The sequence below is a fragment of the Erwinia persicina genome (assembly GCF_014838825.1).
GTDB lineage: Bacteria > Pseudomonadota > Gammaproteobacteria > Enterobacterales > Enterobacteriaceae > Erwinia > Erwinia persicina_A.
Map to the genome: position 1 here is coordinate 189,732 of NZ_JACYMO010000004.1, position 19,897 is coordinate 209,628.

The window sequence follows — 19,897 nt, forward strand, 5'->3', positions numbered from 1 at the left end:
GCTAGTGCAGGCTGACCTGCTTCAGCAGCGCCTGTTGACCTGCACTCCCCCGCAGCCAGAGGCCCACCAGCACGCCCATTCCCGCCAGGGCCAGCACGTAATAAGCCGGGGCCATCGGGGTCAGCTTCAGCATCAACGTCAGGACGATCGGCGTCAGCCCGCCGAAAATGGCATAGGCAATATTATACGAGAAGGAGATGCCGGTGAAACGCACCTCCGCCGGGAACGCACTGACCATGACGAATGGCACTACGCCCACGACCCCAACACAGAGCCCGGCCAGCGCATAGGCGGCAAAGAGAAATTGTGGAGCCTGCGCAGCGATATGAAAGAATGCCCAACTGGAGAGGGCCATCAGCAGGCTGCCCACAATGAGGGTGGTTGACGCGCCGATACGGTCGACCAGTGCGCCGGCAATGATGCAGCCAAAAATCAGCATCACTGTCGCCAGACTGTTGGCCTGCAGTGTCACGGCAGCGGGCAGACCGTGTAATTTTTGCAACAACGCCGGGGCCATTAACAGCACCACGACAATGCAGGCCGACAGCAGCCAGGTCAGCAGCATGGAGACGATCACGCCATGCGTGTAGCGCAAGACGACCGTTTTTAACGGCAGCTCTACCGACAGCGCCTTACGCTGTTTCATCTCGATAAAGACCGGCGTTTCATGCAGCCAGCGGCGCAGGTACATGGCAAGCAAGCCAAAACCGCCCCCGAGCAGGAAGGGTATACGCCAGCCCGTTTCAGCAATCGCCCGGGCGCTGAGGGTGGTGGTAATCAGCGTAGCGACCAGCGATCCCAGCAGAATGCCAAAGGTTAGTCCCGCCGTCAGCGTTCCACAGGCAAAACCGATCCGTTTTTCCGGAACATGTTCGGCAACAAAGACCCAGGCCCCCGGCACTTCTCCGCCAATCGCGGCCCCCTGCAGTACCCGAAGCAGTAACAGCAGCAGCGGAGCGGCAAGACCGATAGAGGCATACGTCGGCAGCAGCCCCATCGCCAGCGTCGGCAGCGCCATCAGTAAAATACTCAGACTGAACATTTTTTTACGGCCGAGGCTGTCACCAAAGTGGGCCATGATCAGCCCGCCTAAAGGACGGGCAAGATAACCTGCAGCAAAAATGCCAAATGTCTGAAGCTGCCGTAGCCATTCAGGAATATCTGACGGGAAAAACAGTTCGCCGATCACACTGGCGAAAAAGACGAAAATAATGAAGTCGTAAAACTCCAGTGCGCCGCCCAGGGCCGCCAGGGTTAACGTCCTGTAATCCTGTCGGTTAAGATGACGAACATGATCAATAGGCATCATTTTTCACGAAAATCCAGAGTCAGAGGTAAAGCATATCGTTAGGGTGTGTAAAGCTGTGATGACTATACCGTCAATTATCTGCCACAGCAGCGTACGCTGGATTTTATGCGTGAAAAAATCATTTTTTAGCTGTTTGTTTCGCGACGGGCGCTTTTAGGGCGAAATGCTGCTACCACCTGCGGATCAGTCTCGATATACGGCCCTTCCAGCAGTTGAATGCAGTAAGGGACACTGGCGAAAATCCCCGGTACCTGCGTGAGGCCTTCACTGTCCTTCAGGCCCTCCAGCGTTTCCTGAATCGACTTCGGCTGACCGGGCAGATTGATCACCAGGGACTGCTTACGGATCACCGCCATCTGGCGCGATAAAATTGCCGTCGGCACAAAGTTCAGGCTGATCTGGCGCATCTGCTCACCAAAACCCGGCATCTCACGATCGGCAATAGCCAGAGTCGCATCGGGGGTCACATCCCGCCGTGCCGGGCCGGTTCCCCCCGTGGTCAGAACCAGATGACAGAACAGCTCATCGACCAGTTCACAAATCGTCTGCTCAATCATCGGCTGTTCGTCAGGCACCAGACGTTTTTCGATCTCGAAAGGTGTCGTCAGCGCACGGGATAGCCAGCTCTCCAGAGCAGGTAGCCCCTGGTCCTGGTAAAGGCCATTGGCAGCCCGATCGGAGACGGAAATCAAGCCTATACGTAGTGTATTCATTTTGTTATCGCCATTCATACCCGGCATAACAACACAGCCGGTGGGGGTAAGAGTGTCTTCACAAGAATACACTGAAGTAGGGAAACCTGGCAAAGTAGCGGGCAGATATTTTGCAAAGAATGACACCGGAAATAAAAAGAAATATAAAAACGAACATGCACACAATAAAAATAAGATCGCCTGCATTTTTACAATTCAGAAAAAAGCGCACAAAGCGCACAAAGCGCACTATGACTTTTCGCTTTTTTTGCCCCTATACGAATAGTAAAAAGCACTAGAATCCGCGCCACCCTATCAGAAACAAGGATATCGCCATTATTAAATAACTGCGAAACAATAAACGTAAAAACGAATACTGCCTTAACCTCGACCCAGAAATCGAGGCAGTAAATCATGTAAAAAAACCACCCTATCATTTAAGAAACAGAGGTTAGAAATGAAAAAAGTTATTCTAAGTGCGATATTGCCCGTAGCGTTATTCAGCTCAATGAGCCATGCTACAACCAGTGTTTCTGGGGGCACTATTAATTTCTCGGGTGCGGTAACTGATGCAACCTGCACTATTAATGGTAATAATTCGGCCAATCTTTCTGTCGCATTGAACCCGATCAGTACTGAACAGGCAGGAACGGCAGAAGGTTTAATTGACGTGGGTAAGAAGGCATTCTCACTGGACTTTTCTAATTGCTCATCGGCTAACATCGTTAAAGCTGCCGACGGTAAAACACCCGTAGCCACCCCCAGTCTTCAGATGCAATTCTCTTCTCCAAATACCATTTCCAATGACGGAAAATACCTCATTAACCAGGAGAATAACCCTCAAGGTAATCCGCGGAATGTCGGTATCGCTATTGTATTACAGAAAACCGAAACGCAGCCCATTATGCTTAACCAGATGCTGGATACCAAACTGGCTGGAACATCAGCCACGCCGGATACCATTAACTTCTATGCTAAATATTATAAAGTGGGTACACAACCTGCCGAAGCCGGTGTGGTCAGGACGATGGTGACCTATAACATTACCTACCTGTAATTTTTAATAAAAATATTATTGAGTGATTGCTCTATGAGACTAATTTTACTGTTATTATCTTTGTTCCCTTTTTTGTGTCACGCAAATGTGATAATCAGCGCGACGCGTGAGATTTATCCTTCTGACAGCAAAGAAGTCTCTGTTCAATTGCTCAATAATGGTTCCGATCCGTCACTGGTTCAGGCGTGGATTGACGATGGCGACCCTGACTCAACCCCTGAGACAGCAAAAGTCCCGTTTCTGTTGATGCCGCCAGTAGTAAAAGTGCCCGCGCACAGCGGGCAGCAGCTCAAGATACGTTATATGGGTAGCACGCTGCCCACCGACCGTGAATCTGTCTTCTATCTCAATGTACTGGATATCCCCCCTGTACCCGAAAATCTTAAGGGAAAAAGCGTGATGCAACTGGCTATTCGATCTCGTATTAAACTCTTTTTCCGTCCGGGTGGATTGAAAATAGCGCCCAAAAACATGATCGATAACGTCACCCTAACACAACAGAATGACAGCATCATACTCCATAACTCGACGCCTTATTATTTAACACTATCGGGCATATCGATTAATAAGACAGAAAACATTTTGAAAAATGGTCTGATGGTATCTCCTTTTTCTCAACGGTCATTGAAAATCAGCAAGACACTGAGCAGTGGAACACCCATTACGCTTGTCTATATCAATGACTATGGCGCCAGTATTGAATCTAAGAAAAAAATCCAGTAACGATGCCTACTTTTAAAATAAATCGGATAACACTGCACCTGGCATTGATTTTTTCTTTGCTACTGAAACAGCAGACAAGTTATGCGGTCACATTTAACACTGACTTCCTGGTGGGGAAATCCAGCCATGCCGATTTATCTCGTTTCTATCAAAACAGCGATCTGCCTGCCGGGAACTATGATATTGATGTTTACGTCAATGGTGACTGGAAGGGAAAATATACTGCCAGCGTTGTCAGTAGCATAAATGACATCCGAATAAAGTCACAGGAATTTACCCGAATGGGGTTACGAAAGGTTCTGACTAATCCTAAAAATGAAAAAAGCCAATCCCTGAACGTCTATTCCCTTGATAAAGGAATTAAGAGTAGCTTTGACAGCGGTCAGCTGAGGCTGGATTTAAGTGTACCGCAGCAGGAGATGGACACAAAATGGCAGGGATATATTGACCCTAAATTCTGGAGCGAAGGCATCCCCGGCCTGACACTGTCTTATCAGGCAAACTATTATCACTCAGCCTCTAACAATCATCAGAATGAAGACAGCGGTTATATCTCATTAAACACCGGGCTCAATCTGCTTAGCTGGCAGTTACGTGATAACAGTTCCTTTAATTACTCCAGAACGGGCAAGTCTAAATGGCAAAATAATACCCGATACTTGCAGAGAAATATTAGCGCCATTGATTCACAGTTACGGGTAGGCGACAGCTATACCCCGTCAGACCTCTTTGACTCTTACCGTTTTCGGGGCATCAGCATGGGGACCGATATCCGCATGTTCCCAGACTCCATGCAGGGGTTTGCGCCCATCGTTCATGGCGTGGCCCAGACAAATGCCCTGGTGAAAATCATCCAGAATGGCGTGGTGATCTATCAGCAAAATGTGTCACCAGGCCCCTTCGCGATTAATGATATTTTGCCCACGGGTTCAGGAGGCGACCTGAATGTTGAAGTCGACGAGGCGGACGGCCGTATTCAGCGCTTTACCGTCCCTTATTCCTCGGTTCCCGGCATGTTGAAGCCCGGTATCAACGTCTACAACCTGGCGATGGGAAAGGTGCAAATCCCGGACGTCTCCGTCCATCCTGAATTTATTCAGGGTACCTGGCGTCGGGGGATGTCGAATCTGTTTACCGCCTATGCCGGAGGGATCTGGAGCAACCATTACAGCTCTGTTCTGCTCGGTACCGGGCTGAACCTGCCCCTGGGTGCGCTGTCCTTTGACATCACTCAGGCACGACAGACGTCATACCGACAGGTAGAAAGCAGCAGCGGGCAGAGCTTCCGCCTCGCCTACAGTAAGTTCCTGGCGAATACGGGCACCAACTTTGCGCTGGCAGCCTATCGCTACTCCACCAGCGGCTTTCTGACCATGGAAGATTCGGTCCAGCGAGAAAGCGACGGAAGGAGCGAAAACAACAGCATCACGGTAAACCAAAAGAACAGCTTCAACTTTAATGTGAATCAAAACCTGGGAAGGGCAGCGGGATCGCTGTTTCTGTCCGGTACCCTGAGAAATTACTGGGGCGGTAAGCAGAACAGTAAAGAGTACCAGGTGGGCTATTCGAATACACTGTGTAATGTGACCTTTAACGTTTCTGCCAGCCGAACCCGGGATAATGACAACAGGGAAGAGATGCGTTATTACGTCGGATTATCCGTTCCCTTCAGCGTCTTTGACTCACCGATGTATCTGTCAACCAACGCTTCCTTCACGCAAAATCACTATGACAACAGTGATGTCGGGTTAAGCGGCAGTGCCGGTAAAGCCAATCAGTGGAACTACAACATTGATATGGCGAACAGTCAGGGTGGTAAAACCACCACCAATGCCAATGTCGGATATCGCGCCTCCGCCACCACCATGAATGCCTCGTGGAGTGAGTCTTCGGCCTTTAATCAGGAAGGGTTGGGCCTGACAGGCAGCCTTGTGGCCTATCAGGGGGGCGTACTGTTTGCCAATCAGGTTGGCAGTACCTTTGCCATTATCGATGCCCCTGGCGTGGTCAACGCCGCGGTCAACAGTGATTCGACTATTGTCACCAATAGTAGCGGAAAAGCCCTGGTGCCTTATATGTCGCCTTACCGCAAAAATGCGATGACGTTGGATACGACTAACCTTGATGACAATGTACAGCTTCTGGGCAACCGTAAAGATGTCGTCCCTTATGCCGGTTCGATCAGCTATGTGAAATTTGAAACCGACCAGCGGAAGAGCTTTATTTTTTATGCGGTTGATCAGGCAAACGCGCCGTTACCGTTTGGCGCTATGGTCACAAACAGTCAGGGTAACGAGCTCGGCTATGTCGGGCAGGGCAGCGTAATCTTTGTCCACAGCGAGAAACTGCCGGATAAGGTCATCGTTCATTTTTCCAGTGAAGAGGCACGTATTTGTACCATTACCCATCCGAAAACTAGTCTGTCAAACGATGTCAATCACTGCCGGTAAACAGGGAAGCATATTAATATGAAACGGCCTATCCGTCCCCCCTTTGCAAATACGACAGGAAGCATGCTAATCGCCTTTATTTTCCTGTTTTTTCTCCCCTCCCTGGCAAGGGCGAACTGTTTACAGAATTCCGCTATTGACGCTCCAACGCTGTATTACGATGCCACTACGTCATTAAATCTGACAGGCTATGCATCGGTATCCGGGCGGACAGATTACCCGGGAACCTTCAAATGTAGTACTCCTGCCTGGGGAATTATTGGGGGGAAGAACAGCGTAGATAATTCCAGCCCGTATGCCAAAAATACACTGTATCTGAAATTTCCAGGAAACGCCTATGTCAGTCTGTCTGTTACCGGTCTCGCCCCGGAGGAAACCCATCCCAAAGTGGGTACTAACAATGCAACAACCATAGATGCCAGCTTTACGGTCAATCTGAAACTGCTTAAAACCATCCCCACTAAAAATGTAATGACGGTGAATGGCGATACGGCCAATATCAATCCCATCGTGTTGGCTCAGGACAGTACTGGTCTGACGATTATTCAAAACATTGCCAGAATGGTGTCTGACTTCGCCTATTTCGTTTTTCACTGGAGCTGGCCAAAGCATGATTATGATATTTACTACAAGCCTATGCAGATAAAATTTATCAAACGCGTTACCACCTGCAGCTTTGATGATGACAATAAAGTCGTAAGGCTAAATAATATCAGTCTGCCGATGCTGACTAACGGAAACCTTTACGGAAAAGCATTTGAACTGAACTTTACCTGTACCGATATGCAAAATGGTGCCACCAGCCGCAACGTGCTGGCTTATCTCAGTAGCAACAATGTGTCAATGACGGATAATACCACGCTGATTTCTCCGTCAGAAGGAAGTGCAGGAGGGGTAGGTATCCAGATATATAAAAATAATACTCCCATAACATTTAGCCCGTCTGCCACCGATCGGGGCAATGCGACGGCGTTATTTTCTTTTTCTGCCAACCAACCACTAGCACCCAAACTGTCGATTCCATTAACTGCGTGGTATCACGTTTATGATGCGAAAGCGCTGTCCAGCGGACCGGTCAGAACAACGGCCGTGGTCAATTTTGTCTATGACTGAAGCAGGCTGAACAGGAAGAGCAATGAGAGAACGGTGGCCCGGGCGGGCCACCGGTGACGGACAATTACAGCAGGTCGGCAATCATCTTATCCAGTTTGCCCTGGTCGATGGCAAAGTTACGGATGCCTTCAGCCAGTTTCTGTACTGCCATTGGATCCTGGTTGTGCTGCCACAGGAACTCAGACTCGGTCATTTTCGCCGGACGCGCTTTCACTTCACCGCTGTAGGACAGCTTGCGCTCAACGCTACCTTCGGTTTCTGCCAGTTCTTTCAGCAGGCCCGGAGAGATGGTCAGACGGTCGCAGCCCGCCAGTTCGATGATTTCGCCAACGTTACGGAAGCTGGCACCCATCACCACGGTTTCGTAACCGTGCTGCTTGTAGTATTCATAGATTTCAGTGACGGAAACCACGCCTGGATCTTCGTTCGGTGCGTACTCTTTCTTATCGGTATTGGCTTTGTACCAGTCGAGAATACGACCAACAAACGGAGAAATCAGGAACACGCCGGCTTCCGCACAGGCACGCGCCTGAGCGAAGGAGAACAGCAGCGTCAGGTTACAGTTGATGCCTTCTTTTTCCAGCTGTTCCGCCGCGCGGATACCCTGCCAGGTAGAAGCCAGCTTGATCAGGATGCGGTCGTTGCTGATGCCGGCATCGTTATACAGTTTGATCAGGCTACGGGCTTTAGCAATGCTGCCTTCGGTATCGTAAGACAGGCGTGCGTCGACTTCGGTAGAGATGCGGCCCGGGACCAGCTGCAGAATTTCCAGACCAATGTTCACCGCCAGCTTGTCGGCAGCGTAGGCTACCTGCTCTTCTTTATTGCTAGTCTGCTTACGCGCCCATACCACGGCTTCATCAATCAGCTTACGGTATTCTGGGATCTGTGCGGCGCTAAGGATCAGGGAAGGGTTGGTGGTGGCATCTTGAGGTTTGTAGAGTTTCATCGCTGCGATGTCGCCAGTATCAGCAACAACGGTAGTGAGTTGACGCAGGGAAGATAATTTGTCCGTCATAGTTGTCATTCTCATCAAAGTTGATTTGTCAGGGTGTTGAAAATGTCTGCCCGGATGATAGCACGCGTACCCCACCATGCAAGAGGCGTAAACTTTCGTGCCTCATCGGGCTAAAGCCGGCGCACAAAAGCCCCATTATCCCGGTCATTGCCGGGGTTTTCATCCGTCACCAATAGCAGCGATTAGCCACCCGGGCCCACTTTTTTGTTACAGTAGGCGCTGATACTTTTCTGCCCCTCTCTGCAATGAAGGACGCGTTCATGTTAATGGTAATATCCCCGGCCAAAACGCTGGACTTTGAAAGCCCGCTGGCGACGCAACGTTACACTCAGCCTGCCCTGCTGGAAGAGTCACAGAAGCTGATTGCCGTGGCGCGTAAGCTCTCACCGGCGGATATCGGTTCACTGATGCACATCAGCGATAAACTGGCCGTGCTGAACGCCCAGCGCTTTAACGACTGGCAGCCGGATTTCACCCCCGACAACGCCCGGCAGGCGATCCTCGCGTTTAAAGGGGATGTATATACCGGCCTGCAGGCCGAAACCTTCAGTGAAAAAGAGTTCGATTTCGCCCAGCAGCATCTGCGCATGCTGTCAGGGCTGTACGGGCTGCTGCGCCCGCTGGATCTGATGCAGGCCTATCGTCTGGAAATGGGTATTAAACTGGCCAATCCGGCAGGCAAAGATCTCTACAGCTTCTGGGGTGAAAAACTGACCCACGCGCTGAATGCTGCGCTGGCAGACCAGGGCGATGACGTGCTGATCAATCTCGCGTCCGATGAGTATTTCAAAGCGGTTAAACCTAAACTGCTTAAAGGCGAGATCGTCAAGCCGGTATTTTTAGACGAGAAAAACGGCACGTTTAAGGTTATCAGCTTCTATGCGAAAAAAGCGCGTGGCCTGATGAGCCGCTATATCATTGAGCATCGCCTGAGCAAACCTGCACAGCTCAAGAAATTTGATGTGGACGGTTATGCGTTTGATGCGGAAGCAAGCAAAGGGAACGAGCTGGTATTTAAACGCCGCGAAACCGCGTAAAACCAGGGGACGACCTTCTTTTCTGGTCGCCCCTGATGCGGGTAAAAGGCTGACCGGATAACGGTCAGCCCCTGCGCAACACGGTTTAGCTGATTATTTCTTCAGCAGGAACTCACGCAGTTCGGCAAAGTCACCTTTCATCTTATGCGACAGCAGCGGCAAATCGGCACGTTCGGCCAGCGCCTCCGGCAGCGTCAGCGTTTGATCGAGGATCGCTTCCACACTCTCTTTAAACTTCGCCGGGTGCGCGGTGCCGAGGAACAGGCCAAACTCGCCTTCCTGCAGCTGATCGCGCAGCAGACGGTAGGCGATGGCCGCGTGCGGCTCTGAAAGGTAGCCCAGATCGGCCAGCTCACGCATGGTCGCTTTAGTGGTCTCGTCATCCACGGCACCGTAACCCAGATCCTGCAGGCGCCAGATTTTGCGACGGAAGATCTCTTCCACGCGCGGCCAGTTGTTCGGCTGAGACACATCCATCGCGTTAGACAGGGTGGCGACAGTCACGTTAGGCGCCCACTCACCGTTCACCAGGAAACGCGGCACGGTGTCGTTCGCGTTGGTGGCAGCAATAAAGCGTTTCACCGGCAGGCCGAGCGTCTTCGCCAGCAGGCCAGCCGTCAGGTCACCAAAGTTACCGCTCGGTACGGAGATCACCAGCTGGTTACGTTTTTCCTGTGGCAGCTGCGCCACCGCTTCAAAGTAATAGCAGATCTGCGCCAGCAGCCGGCTGATGTTGATCGAGTTCGCCGAGTTCAGGCCAATGGCCTTCTTCAGCTCTTCATCATCAAACGCCTGTTTCACCAGCGACTGGCAGGCATCGAAATCGCCGTCGACGGCGATGGTCTGAATATTCCCACCCAGCGTACAGAACAGCTTCTCCTGCAGCGGGCTGATTTTGCCCTGCGGATAGAGGATCACCACACGCACGTTTTCCATACCGTAGAAGGCATGAGCGACGGCGGCACCGGTATCACCCGACGTGGCGGTCAGGATGGTGATCTTCTCGTCGGCTCCGCTGACACAGGCAAGCATCTGCGCCATAAAGCGGCCACCGAAGTCTTTGAACGCCAGCGTCGGCCCGTGGAACAGCTCCAGTGCAGCGATATCTTCCGTGACATCCACGACCGGCGCCGGGAAAGTGAAGGCCGTTTTCAGACGCTCATTCAGCTGATGCGCTTCAATTTCGTCACCGATAAAGGCCGACAGGATCTTGCTACTGCGGGTGACGAAATCCATTTCCAGCATGGCATCGATGTCGGTCAGTTCGAACTCAGGTAATTCCAGCGGAAAGAACAGGCCCTGCTGTTTACCCAGACCCTGCTTCACCGCCTGGGCGAAGCTGACCTGCTCATTGTGATCCTTAAGATTATACAGTTTCATGCGTTATCCCAGTTTACGTGCGCCTGCCGTGTCTAAACGGCAGATATGGACGAAGCCTTCATCATTTTGCAGATAATGCTGGCGGAGCCAGTCTGCCATACGTTGTGCGGTATCCTGCTGGTTACACACGGCAAACAGCGTAGGGCCGGAGCCAGAAATACCACAGGCCAGTGCACCGATATCGGCAGCGGCCTGACGGGCTTCACTGAAGCCCGGTAACAATTGGGTGCGGTAAGGTTCCGCAATGACGTCCTGCATCAGCTTTGCCGCCAGCAGCGGTTGCTGTGTATGACAGGCGTGAATAAAGCCCCCAAGGTAGCGGCCGTGGCGGATAATATCCTCTTTGCGATACTGCGCAGGCAGGATCGCACGGGCTTCTGCCGTGGAGACCTTAATCCCCGGATAAGCCATCACCCACAGCCAGTCATCAAAGCCTGGCACTTCCTGACTGATAATGCCGTTCTCTTCCAGCATCAGCTGCATACCGCCCAGGAAACAGGGGGCCACATTGTCATAGTGTACGCTGCCGGAGATGCGCCCTTCCAGTTCGCCCATCAGCGCCAGCAGCGCTGTATCGTCCAGCGGCTTACCGCAGTGTTCGTTCATCGCCATTAATCCGGCGACTACCGAGCAGGCGCTGGAGCCGAGGCCGGAGCCAATCGGCATATTTTTTTCCAGCGTCATCCTGACCGGCACGCGCTCGCCGATCGCTTCGCAGAAGCGATCCCAGCACTGATAGACAATATTTTCTTTCGGGTTCGCCGGCAGCTTGCTGACGAAGCTGCCTTCGTTGTGCAGACTGAATTCGTCGGCCGCTTCCACGGTTACGCAATCGCCCAGCAGCGTGCCATCCACCGGCGACACGGCCGCCCCGAGAACGTCAAAGCCAACGCTGACGTTGCCAATTGAGGCAGGGGCATGAATTTTAACCATGATTAAACTCCCAACTTCCACGACAGAGTGCGTAACAGATCGGCAAACACGCCCGCCGCCGTCACATCATTACCGGCACCATAACCACGCAGCACCAGCGGGATCGGCTGATAGTAGCGGCTGTAAAACGCCAGCGCATTCTCGCCATTTTTGACTTTATACAGCGGGTCGTTACCGTCGACTGCATCGATTTTCACTTTACACACCCCGCCCTCTTCAATGGCACCGACGAAACGTAATACCTTTCCTGCCTCACCTGCGCTGGCCACTCTTGCCGCAAACCCGGCATCCAGCTCCGGCAGGCGCGCCATAAAGGTTTCCACATCGGCGATGGCGGTCAGTTCGGGCGGTAACACCGCTTCGATTTCAATGTCGCTCAGCTCCAGCTGATAGCCCGCCTCACGGGCCAGGATCAGCAGCTTACGTGCCACATCCAGCCCGGACAGGTCTTCACGCGGGTCCGGCTCGGTAAAGCCCATCTCACGGGCCATTTTAGTGGCATCCGAAAGCGATACGCCCTCATCCAGTTTACCGAAGATAAACGACAGTGAGCCAGAGAGGATACCGGAGAAGCTGATCAAATCATCACCGGCGTTCAGCAGATTTTGCAGGTTCTCAATCACCGGCAGCCCCGCCCCGACGTTCGTGTCATAAAGGAATTTACGTCGGGACTTTGCCGCCGCCGTACGCATCTGCTGGTAATAGTGATACGAGGAAGTATTGGCCTTTTTATTCGGCGTCACCACGTGGAAACCGTCGCTCAGGAAGTCAGCGTACTGGTCGGCAACCTGCTGGCTGGAGGTACAGTCAACGATCACTGGGTTCAGCAGGTGATACTCTTTCACCAGGCGGCTCAGACGGCTCAGATCAAACGGCTCTTTCGCCGCTTTTAGCTGTTCCTGCCAGTTCTCCAGGGGGATGCCGTGCACGTTGGTCAGCAGCGCCCGCGAATTGGCGATGCCACAGACCCGCAGGTCAATGTGCTTGTTTTTCAGCCAGGTCTGCTGACGATGGAGCTGCTCAATCAGTGCAGCCCCAACGCCGCCGACGCCGATCACAAAGACTTCGATGACCTGGTCGGTGGCAAACAGCATCTGATGTACCACACGTACACCGGTGGTCGCTTCATCATTGCTGACCACCACCGAGATGGAGCGCTCAGACGAGCCCTGGGCAATGGCGACGATATTAATATTCGCCCGGGCCAGCGCGGAGAAGAACTTGGCGGAGATACCCCGGAGGGTGCGCATGCCGTCACCTACCACGGAGATCACGGCAAGGTGCTCCATCACGTCCAGCGGCTCCAGCAGGCCATCCTTCAGCTCAAGGTAGAACTCATCTTCCAGCACGCGGCGCGCGCGCGCCAGGTCGCTCTGGGAGACGCAGAAACTGATACTGTATTCAGACGATGACTGGGTGATCAGCACCACGGAAATTCCGCTGCGTGACATGGCCGCAAACACGCGAGCCGCCATGCCTACCATGCCTTTCATTCCCGGGCCGGAGACGTTGAACATCGCCATGTTATTCAGGTTAGTGATGCCCTTAACCGGGTTATCCTCATCGCTGCCGTCGCCGCCGATCAGCGTGCCGGGTGCCTGCGGATTCGCGGTGTTTTTGATCAGGCAAGGGATCTGAAACTGGGCAATCGGCGCAATGGTGCGTGGGTGAAGGACTTTAGCGCCAAAATAGGAGAGCTCCATCGCTTCCTGATAAGACATCGACTTCAGCAAACGGGCGTCCGGCACCTGACGCGGATCGCAGGTATAGACCCCGTCCACATCGGTCCAGATTTCACAACAGTCGGCGCGCAGGCAGGCCGCCAGCACCGCCGCAGAATAGTCAGACCCGTTACGGCCCAGTACCACCAGCTCACCGCGCTCGTTACCGGCAGTAAAGCCCGCCATCAGCACCATATTGCTGGCCGGGATCTGACTGGCGGCGATACGGCGGGTGGATTCGGCGATATCCACGGTAGATTCCAGATAGTGGCCAACGGCCAGCAACTGCTCTACCGGATTGATGACGCTGACGCCATAACCGCGCGCCTGGAGCAGACCTTCCATAATAGCGATAGAGAGCTTTTCCCCCCGGCAGATGATCGCCGCATTCACACTGTCCGGGCACTGGCCCAGCAAGGCGATGCCGTGCAGCACCTGCTTTAACTGCGCAAACTCCTGATCAACCACGCCTTTGAGCCGGTCATAGGCGAAACCCGGCTGGGCCTCCGCCAGTCCCTGCAGCAGCTCGGCGAAAATTCGCTCCGCATCGCTGAGATTGAGTGAGGCATCCTGACCGCTGATGGTTTTCTCAATCATCGCCACCAGATGGTTGGTAATCTTCGCTGGCGCGGACAATACGGTAGCAACCTGTCCCTGCTTTGCATTACTTTCCAGAATATCAGCCACGCGCAGAAAACGTTCCGCATTGGCTACTGAGGTTCCACCGAATTTCAGCACTCGCATGTTCAAACTCTCCTGAATTTTTGCCGAAAAAAAAGCCCGCACTGGTTAGGTGCGGGCTTATTTTTGATTTTTCCTGTATGCGTCAGCCCGCACCGTTACCTGTGGTAATGGTGGTGGTAATAATGATTGTTGTCATCAGGCTGTTTTTGCGCATTGAGATTTATCTTTTTATCTGTCTGTAAAATCTGTCGGCTTTCAGAAGTAAAGCAAACGCCCGGCCAAGTCAATTTTTTTATCAAAAGCGACTTTTTTGCACTACAAGGTAGCCGGGCACTTTTCACCGCCCGTGCCAATCTGTTGTATTACTCAGGAACAAAATGGCAGTAAATAGCGCTGCTTTTCAGGATTCCTACAGCTTTTTAATCTGGAGGTTTTTTTCGATGTCATGCAGCAAACGATGCAGCATCGCGGTATCCCGCTGCTGTAACAGTCCGATACGCTGCTGCAGCCAGTCAGCCAGTTTTTCATCACCCGCAACCTCCAGCTGCTGCAATAAATCCCGGACCCGCTGGCGCAGAGCGACCAGCTGCCCGGCCTGGGCTTCCGCTGCCATCTGGGCGCTGACCTGGCGCAGGGCCGAGAGCTGGTAGCAGTAGACCATCACCGCCTGACCGAGATTCAGCGACGGGTAGTCCGCTGCCATCGGGATCCCCGTCAGCAGGTCAACCTGCGCCAGTTCCTCATTGGTCAGGCCGCTGTCCTCACGGCCGAATACCAAAGCCGCACTGCCCATCCACTGCTGTTTCTCTTCCAGCACCTCCTGCACCTGCTGTGGCGTAGCGTAATAACGCAATTTCGCCCGCGAGCGCGCCGTGGTGGCAATACTGAAATCAATATCTGCCAGCGCCGCTTCAAGTGAGGTCCAGTGGGTGGCCTGGCTCAGGATCTCCGTCGCCCCGTGGGCCACACGCAGTGCGGCCGGGTCAAGATGCGCCTGGCTGTTAACAATACGCAATTCATCAAATCCCATGGTTTTCATCGCACGGGCTGCCGCGCCGACATTTTCAGCCCGGGCAGGAGAAACAAGGATCAGGGGGAAACGCATAATCACCTATCAGAGAGAGAAACAACCGCCTTAATGATGCATCGGTTTTAAGATGATAACAGGCGCTATCAGGCATAATATCTTAATGTTAACTGCCGCCGTTTAAAGCAGGGCAATCAAATGATAGCCCTAAATATTCTGTGAAACCCAGCAAAAAAAAGACTCTGTCGCGATTATATACAGTTTATCAAACAATTAACTTTTGTTAAAAACCGTCTCGCTCCTGTATTCATCTGTCGCACAAATGCGTCAGCCCTTCACCTTAATTGTGAGCTAACCTGCCATTCTGGGAACCATTTTTCACAAAAGTGTTAACGTGCTACAATTGGTTTGATATAAGTCAACTAAGCGTTGTTTTATTGCGTAATGGTTGTTGCCTGTGCTGTTATGTTGCTGTTAATACCGTTAGGATGTACGCCGTTTAGTACTACCGGGGCATGCAGGATACAGCCTGATGGGCTGCGCAAAACCCAGAAAACCTGACGTTTCAGCAGCGCTGAATCATCAGGTATCAAGGGTTAGCCACCTTGTTGACGGTACATGGAACGTGTATCAAGAACATCATTCTGTACTGCTGTTGTTTTGCTTCTGGCTCTGAACACCAGGTGGTAGCCAGCGCCAACAGCCGTATGTCCTGTTTTCGATTTTGTTGGCAATTTTAGGTAGCGAACACATGCAGACCCCGCACATACTTATCGTTGAAGACGAATTAGTCACTCGTAATACGCTCAAAAGTATTTTTGAAGCCGAAGGCTACATGGTTTATGAAGCTACGGACGGCGCTGAAATGCACCAGATACTGACGGAAAATGACGTCAATCTGGTGATAATGGACATCAACTTGCCGGGCAAAAATGGCCTGCTGCTGGCGCGTGAACTGCGTGAGCAGGCGAACGTAGCGCTGATGTTCCTGACTGGCCGTGATAACGAAGTAGATAAAATCCTTGGCCTGGAAATCGGCGCTGATGACTACATCACCAAGCCCTTTAACCCACGTGAACTGACCATCCGTGCCCGTAACCTGCTGTCACGTACCATGAATCTGGCGGCAGTGAGCGACGAGCGCAAGCTGGTTGAATCCTACCGCTTTAATGGCTGGGAACTGGATATCAACAGCCGTTCACTGGTCAGCCCGCAGGGCGAACAGTATAAGCTGCCGCGCAGCGAGTTCCGTGCGATGCTGCACTTCTGCGAAAACCCGGGCAAGATCCAGACCCGTGCTGACCTGCTGAAGAAAATGACCGGCCGCGAACTGAAGCCTCACGATCGTACTGTTGACGTGACCATCCGTCGTATCCGCAAGCATTTTGAATCCACACCGGATACCCCGGAAATCATCGCCACGATCCACGGTGAAGGTTACCGCTTCTGTGGCGATCTGCAGGATTAATGCACGTCAGGGTCGACCGTTTTCCGGTCGACCCGCGACATCTGCTACTGATGGCCCCACGGAATAATCGGCACCGCACTGAGCGCATTTTTCGGTGACCCGTCGACCACCTTATCTGAATAGCTCAAATAAATCAGTGCATTACGTTTTTTATCAAAGAAACGTACGACCTGGAGCTTTTTGAATACCAGCGATGTCCGCTTTCTGAATACCACTTCTCCCTCTGATTTCCCCTGCGCTATTTTGTCGCTGAGTTCGACCGGCCCGACCTGCTGGCAGGAGATCGCCGCATCGGACGTATCTTCAGCCAGTCCCAGGCCGCCTTTAATCCCCCCGGTTTTTGCCCGGCTCAGGTAGCAGGTGACGTTTTTCACCTCCGGGTCATCAAACGCTTCAACGACTATTTTATGGTCGGGGCCAAACATCTTAAAGACGGTATCCACCGAACCCACCTGTTCCGCCTGCAATAAGCCTGGAAAAAAGAACACTGAAGTGACTATTAACACTTTTTTAATTGTCATGACGTTACCATTTCAAAGAAAATAGATGACATTGTAAGGTAGACACGAAACTACCGTACTCTTACGTTTATAACGCTATCTGTCGTTAATCTGACCGTATTTAGCACATTTTCACAGCTAATACCCGGTACTTAGCTTTTGCAATTAATGCTACTATTCGTCGACTTTGCTTACCATGCACCAATTCTGAGTAACATGAGGACGATTTATGGACCAAGCCGGTATCATCCGAGATTTGCTTGTCTGGCTGGAGAGCCACCTCGACCAACCATTATCCCTGGATAATGTTGCGGCTAAGGCAGGTTATTCAAAATGGCATTTGCAAAGAATGTTCAAGGACGTCACTGGTCACGCGATTGGCGCTTATATTCGCGCACGTCGTTTGTCGAAGGCGGCTGTCGCCTTAAGGCTGACAAGCCGCCCTATTCTGGATATTGCTTTACAGTACCGTTTCGATTCGCAACAAACTTTCACCAGGGCCTTCAAAAAGCAGTTTGCTCAGACGCCCGCCTGGTATCGCCGGTCATCTGACTGGAATGCCTATGGCCTGCGTCCGCCTATTCGCCTCAATGACGTCAGATTACCTGAACCGACCTGGGTTAGTCTGCCGGAAATCGTGCTGACAGGACAAACTCAGTCTTACACCTGCACACTGGAGCAAATATCACGCTTTCGCGATGAGATGCGTATGCACTTCTGGCGACAGTTTCTCACCGAGACCGATACGGTTCCACCAGTACTGTACGGCCTTCATCAGTCGCGTCCCAGTACGGACAAAGATGACGAGCAGGAAATCCTCTATACCACTGCCGTTCCTTCCGGGGAGATAGCCAGTCAGCTGCATTCAACCCAGACGGTACTGCTGGAAGCGGGGGATTATGTTCAGTTCACCTATGAAGGGCCACGCCACGGCCTTCAGGATTTTGTGTTGCAGATTTACGGCACCTGCATGCCGACACTGAATCTGACACGTCGCCACGGACAGGATATTGAGCGTTTTTATACCCACGGGGGTAAGAAACGTGCCGAGCCTCCCGTCGATATCCACTGTGAATATCTGATCCCGATCCGACGCCAGTCGTAATGTCTCGATCATGAAAAAGGGCCGGCTATGCCGGCCCTTTTTGCAGGTTAACGCTGCAGTTCGTCGAGCGCAGTCTCCTCGAGATGCGCCACATCCCCGGCGGTTTCCACCACCCAGCCTGAAGCCAGCCAGGCGCTTTGCTGATGGTCAACGCGTGAAAGAGAACAGTTGCGCAGGCGAAGACGACGCTCCGCATTCGCCGGCAGCCCGAGGATGGTACTGAGCAACACCCCCAGTGCCATACCATGGCTGACAATCAGCGGGCGGCTTCCTTCTGGCAGTGCCAGACAGGCATCCAGCGCCTGGTGCATCCGCTGTGCCATCTCGCCCATGGATTCCCCCTGCGGGATACGACCATTTTCCGTGCCATCAACCAGCGTTTTCCGCCAGCCCTCCTCCTCTGCGGTCAGTGAATCCAGCAGGCGCTGTTCCAGCACCCCCATATTCAACTCACGCAGGCGGGGATCCAGCACGACTGAACAACCGCAGGCGTCGGCAATGATCTCGGCGGTACGCCGGGTACGGCCCAGATCGCTGGCAATCACGTGGGTGATGCCGAGCTTTTTCACCCGTTCCCCCACCTGATGAGCCTGCTGCTCTCCTTTCTCAGTCAGCGCGCTGTCTGACTGCCCCTGAATGCGACGTGCCGCATTCCATAGCGTTTCTCCGTGGCGAACAAGATAGACCTGTAACATGCGATTTTCCGTTATACTGCGACAAATTTGCGTAGAGGGTTCAAACAATTATGTACCATGTTGTCGCTGCTACCATCAATCCAGCCAAAATTAAGGCAATTTCTCAAGCCTTCAGCGATATCTTCGGGGAAGGATCCTGCCATATTGAGGGTGTCGAGGTCGACAGCGGCGTGGCTGCCCAACCGATCACAAACACAGAAACGCGAACTGGCGCACGTCAGCGCGTGATGAATGCCCGCCAGGTCAGACCTGAAGCCGATTTCTGGGTGGCGATCGAGGCCGGCATTGAAGACAATACGGCCTTTGCATGGATGGTGGTAGAAAACCATAAGCTGCGTGGCGAGTCCCGCTCTGCCAGCTTTACCCTGCCAGCCATTGTAATGAAAGGCATTCATGAAGGCCGTGAACTGGGCGAAGAGATGGCTCGTCTCACGGGCATTGATAATATCAAGCATAAGGGCGGAGCCATTGGTGCCTTCACGGCCGGCCACCTGACCCGCACCAGCGTCTATCACCAGGCCCTGATCCTCGCCCTCTGCCCGTTTCATAACGACATCTACCAGCGCAAAGACGACAACTCAGACCTTATCTGACCCGCTCAGAAGCTGTGCCTCCAGCCAGGCCTTCAACGCCGGAGGTGCGCTTTTCAGGCTGTTTGAGCCCCGCGTAATTGTGGCAATCCCTGCCCCCAGCTCATTTTTCAGCTCACGCTGGCTCATTTCGCCGCGCATCAGCTCTTCGACGATCCGCAGCCGGGTACCCAGCGCTTCACGCTCATCCGGGGTCAGCATCAGCTGCAACAGCGGAAGATGCAGCTCACTCTGATAGGCCCGCTGCAGCAGCGTGACAAAACGCAGCCAGTCTTCGCTGGCCGGGTCGCTCGTAACGGGAACAGGGGTTGGGTTGGTCATGGTATTCCGCCATACTATTCAACTAGTACAGTAGCATATCATCATCATCTTCATACTTGAAGCGACAGCGGTGT

Annotated in this window: 20 protein-coding genes and 1 other annotated feature; of the genes, 9 read left to right on the top strand and 11 right to left on the bottom strand. The window is 52.7% G+C overall.

The annotated features are described in order from the left end of the window. Position 1: 1 nt before the first annotated feature. Positions 2-1,306: an MFS transporter gene (locus IFU29_RS12355; RefSeq protein ID WP_191934375.1), complete on the bottom strand. Its 1,305-nt coding sequence runs from the start codon at positions 1,304-1,306 to the stop codon at positions 2-4. 128 nt (positions 1,307-1,434) lie between these two features. Further along, positions 1,435-2,022 (bottom strand): molybdopterin adenylyltransferase, encoded by a 588-nt coding sequence (mog, locus tag IFU29_RS12360; RefSeq protein WP_191934193.1) that lies wholly within the window; start codon positions 2,020-2,022, stop codon positions 1,435-1,437. Positions 2,023-2,074: 52 nt separating this feature from the next. Between mog and IFU29_RS12365 the strand changes: the two genes are divergently transcribed. From IFU29_RS12365 to IFU29_RS12385, 5 genes are all read left to right on the top strand, one after another. After that, entirely contained in the window at positions 2,075-2,287 is a 213-nt protein-coding gene (locus IFU29_RS12365; RefSeq protein ID WP_191934194.1) for a hypothetical protein, read from the top strand. Between the two features lie 171 nt (positions 2,288-2,458). Further along, positions 2,459-3,058 (top strand): fimbrial protein, encoded by a 600-nt coding sequence (locus tag IFU29_RS12370; RefSeq protein WP_191934195.1) that lies wholly within the window; start codon positions 2,459-2,461, stop codon positions 3,056-3,058. A 33-nt stretch (positions 3,059-3,091) separates the two neighbouring features. Further along, entirely contained in the window at positions 3,092-3,781 is a 690-nt protein-coding gene (locus IFU29_RS12375) for a fimbrial biogenesis chaperone (RefSeq protein ID WP_191934196.1), read from the top strand. 2 nt (positions 3,782-3,783) lie between these two features. Then, complete coding sequence (locus IFU29_RS12380) at positions 3,784-6,231, top strand: fimbria/pilus outer membrane usher protein (protein ID WP_244633688.1); 2,448 nt, start codon at positions 3,784-3,786, stop codon at positions 6,229-6,231. A gap of 18 nt (positions 6,232-6,249) precedes the next feature. Further along, positions 6,250-7,344 (top strand): fimbrial protein, encoded by a 1,095-nt coding sequence (locus tag IFU29_RS12385; protein ID WP_191934198.1) that lies wholly within the window; start codon positions 6,250-6,252, stop codon positions 7,342-7,344. A gap of 64 nt (positions 7,345-7,408) precedes the next feature. Here IFU29_RS12385 and tal read toward each other — a convergent pair whose 3' ends face one another. Beyond that, positions 7,409-8,362 (bottom strand): transaldolase, encoded by a 954-nt coding sequence (gene tal / locus IFU29_RS12390; protein WP_191934199.1) that lies wholly within the window; start codon positions 8,360-8,362, stop codon positions 7,409-7,411. 260 nt (positions 8,363-8,622) lie between these two features. Between tal and yaaA the strand changes: the two genes are divergently transcribed. Further along, the gene (yaaA, locus tag IFU29_RS12395; RefSeq protein ID WP_191934200.1) at positions 8,623-9,399 is read left to right on the top strand and encodes a peroxide stress protein YaaA; all 777 of its coding nucleotides are present in this window, start codon (positions 8,623-8,625) and stop codon (positions 9,397-9,399) included. Between the two features lie 93 nt (positions 9,400-9,492). On the opposite strand, the gene thrC is transcribed toward yaaA, so the two are convergent. From thrC to IFU29_RS12420, 5 genes are all read right to left on the bottom strand, one after another. Continuing rightward, entirely contained in the window at positions 9,493-10,779 is a 1,287-nt protein-coding gene (thrC, locus tag IFU29_RS12400) for a threonine synthase (protein WP_191934201.1), read from the bottom strand. Between the two features lie 3 nt (positions 10,780-10,782). Continuing rightward, positions 10,783-11,712 carry a homoserine kinase gene (gene thrB, locus IFU29_RS12405; RefSeq protein WP_191934202.1) on the bottom strand — a complete coding sequence of 310 codons (930 nt, stop codon included), beginning with the start codon at positions 11,710-11,712 and terminating at the stop codon, positions 10,783-10,785. Positions 11,713-11,714: 2 nt separating this feature from the next. Continuing rightward, on the bottom strand, positions 11,715-14,177 hold the full coding sequence (gene thrA, locus IFU29_RS12410; protein WP_191934203.1) for a bifunctional aspartate kinase/homoserine dehydrogenase I: 2,463 nt from the start codon (positions 14,175-14,177) through the stop codon (positions 11,715-11,717). Between the two features lie 25 nt (positions 14,178-14,202). After that, positions 14,203-14,324, bottom strand: a sequence feature (Thr leader region). Further along, a complete protein-coding gene (thrL, locus tag IFU29_RS12415) occupies positions 14,260-14,331 on the bottom strand; it encodes a thr operon leader peptide (protein WP_072277474.1) in 72 nt (23 codons plus the stop codon). Its footprint overlaps the feature before it by 65 nt. Before the next feature lie 195 nt (positions 14,332-14,526). Next, positions 14,527-15,222: a tRNA/rRNA methyltransferase gene (locus tag IFU29_RS12420; RefSeq protein WP_191934204.1), complete on the bottom strand. Its 696-nt coding sequence runs from the start codon at positions 15,220-15,222 to the stop codon at positions 14,527-14,529. Between the two features lie 673 nt (positions 15,223-15,895). On the opposite strand from IFU29_RS12420, the gene arcA reads away from it, so the two are divergent. Beyond that, on the top strand, positions 15,896-16,612 hold the full coding sequence (gene arcA / locus IFU29_RS12425) for a two-component system response regulator ArcA (protein ID WP_191934205.1): 717 nt from the start codon (positions 15,896-15,898) through the stop codon (positions 16,610-16,612). A 44-nt stretch (positions 16,613-16,656) separates the two neighbouring features. On the opposite strand, the gene creA is transcribed toward arcA, so the two are convergent. Beyond that, a complete protein-coding gene (gene creA / locus IFU29_RS12430) occupies positions 16,657-17,133 on the bottom strand; it encodes a protein CreA (RefSeq protein ID WP_191934206.1) in 477 nt (158 codons plus the stop codon). Positions 17,134-17,341: 208 nt separating this feature from the next. Between creA and robA the strand changes: the two genes are divergently transcribed. Further along, entirely contained in the window at positions 17,342-18,217 is an 876-nt protein-coding gene (gene robA, locus IFU29_RS12435) for an MDR efflux pump AcrAB transcriptional activator RobA (protein WP_191934207.1), read from the top strand. Between the two features lie 47 nt (positions 18,218-18,264). On the opposite strand, the gene gpmB is transcribed toward robA, so the two are convergent. Next, positions 18,265-18,912, bottom strand: coding sequence for a 2,3-diphosphoglycerate-dependent phosphoglycerate mutase GpmB (gpmB, locus tag IFU29_RS12440; protein ID WP_191934208.1), 648 nt, complete (start codon positions 18,910-18,912; stop codon positions 18,265-18,267). A 50-nt stretch (positions 18,913-18,962) separates the two neighbouring features. On the opposite strand from gpmB, the gene yjjX reads away from it, so the two are divergent. Further along, the gene (gene yjjX, locus IFU29_RS12445; protein WP_191934209.1) at positions 18,963-19,505 is read left to right on the top strand and encodes an inosine/xanthosine triphosphatase; all 543 of its coding nucleotides are present in this window, start codon (positions 18,963-18,965) and stop codon (positions 19,503-19,505) included. Here the strand turns inward: yjjX and trpR are convergent. Beyond that, positions 19,491-19,823: a trp operon repressor gene (gene trpR / locus IFU29_RS12450; protein ID WP_191934210.1), complete on the bottom strand. Its 333-nt coding sequence runs from the start codon at positions 19,821-19,823 to the stop codon at positions 19,491-19,493. The genes yjjX and trpR overlap by 15 nt on opposite strands. Between the last annotated feature and the right edge of the window lie 74 nt (positions 19,824-19,897).

Bases quoted from the DNA above. Each gene is read 5' to 3' on its own strand.
- IFU29_RS12355 (WP_191934375.1), bottom strand. From the start codon at position 1,306: ATGCCTATTGATCATGTTCGTCATCTTAACCGACAGGATTACAGGACG.
- mog (WP_191934193.1), bottom strand. From the start codon at position 2,022: ATGAATACACTACGTATAGGCTTGATTTCCGTCTCCGATCGGGCTGCC.
- IFU29_RS12370 (WP_191934195.1), top strand. From the start codon at position 2,459: ATGAAAAAAGTTATTCTAAGTGCGATATTGCCCGTAGCGTTATTCAGC.
- IFU29_RS12375 (WP_191934196.1), top strand. From the start codon at position 3,092: ATGAGACTAATTTTACTGTTATTATCTTTGTTCCCTTTTTTGTGTCAC.
- IFU29_RS12380 (WP_244633688.1), top strand. From the start codon at position 3,784: ATGCCTACTTTTAAAATAAATCGGATAACACTGCACCTGGCATTGATT.
- IFU29_RS12385 (WP_191934198.1), top strand. From the start codon at position 6,250: ATGAAACGGCCTATCCGTCCCCCCTTTGCAAATACGACAGGAAGCATG.
- tal (WP_191934199.1), bottom strand. From the start codon at position 8,362: ATGACGGACAAATTATCTTCCCTGCGTCAACTCACTACCGTTGTTGCT.
- yaaA (WP_191934200.1), top strand. From the start codon at position 8,623: ATGTTAATGGTAATATCCCCGGCCAAAACGCTGGACTTTGAAAGCCCG.
- thrC (WP_191934201.1), bottom strand. From the start codon at position 10,779: ATGAAACTGTATAATCTTAAGGATCACAATGAGCAGGTCAGCTTCGCC.
- thrB (WP_191934202.1), bottom strand. From the start codon at position 11,712: ATGGTTAAAATTCATGCCCCTGCCTCAATTGGCAACGTCAGCGTTGGC.
- thrA (WP_191934203.1), bottom strand. From the start codon at position 14,177: ATGCGAGTGCTGAAATTCGGTGGAACCTCAGTAGCCAATGCGGAACGT.
- IFU29_RS12420 (WP_191934204.1), bottom strand. From the start codon at position 15,222: ATGCGTTTCCCCCTGATCCTTGTTTCTCCTGCCCGGGCTGAAAATGTC.
- arcA (WP_191934205.1), top strand. From the start codon at position 15,896: ATGCAGACCCCGCACATACTTATCGTTGAAGACGAATTAGTCACTCGT.
- creA (WP_191934206.1), bottom strand. From the start codon at position 17,133: ATGACAATTAAAAAAGTGTTAATAGTCACTTCAGTGTTCTTTTTTCCA.
- robA (WP_191934207.1), top strand. From the start codon at position 17,342: ATGGACCAAGCCGGTATCATCCGAGATTTGCTTGTCTGGCTGGAGAGC.
- gpmB (WP_191934208.1), bottom strand. From the start codon at position 18,912: ATGTTACAGGTCTATCTTGTTCGCCACGGAGAAACGCTATGGAATGCG.
- yjjX (WP_191934209.1), top strand. From the start codon at position 18,963: ATGTACCATGTTGTCGCTGCTACCATCAATCCAGCCAAAATTAAGGCA.
- trpR (WP_191934210.1), bottom strand. From the start codon at position 19,823: ATGACCAACCCAACCCCTGTTCCCGTTACGAGCGACCCGGCCAGCGAA.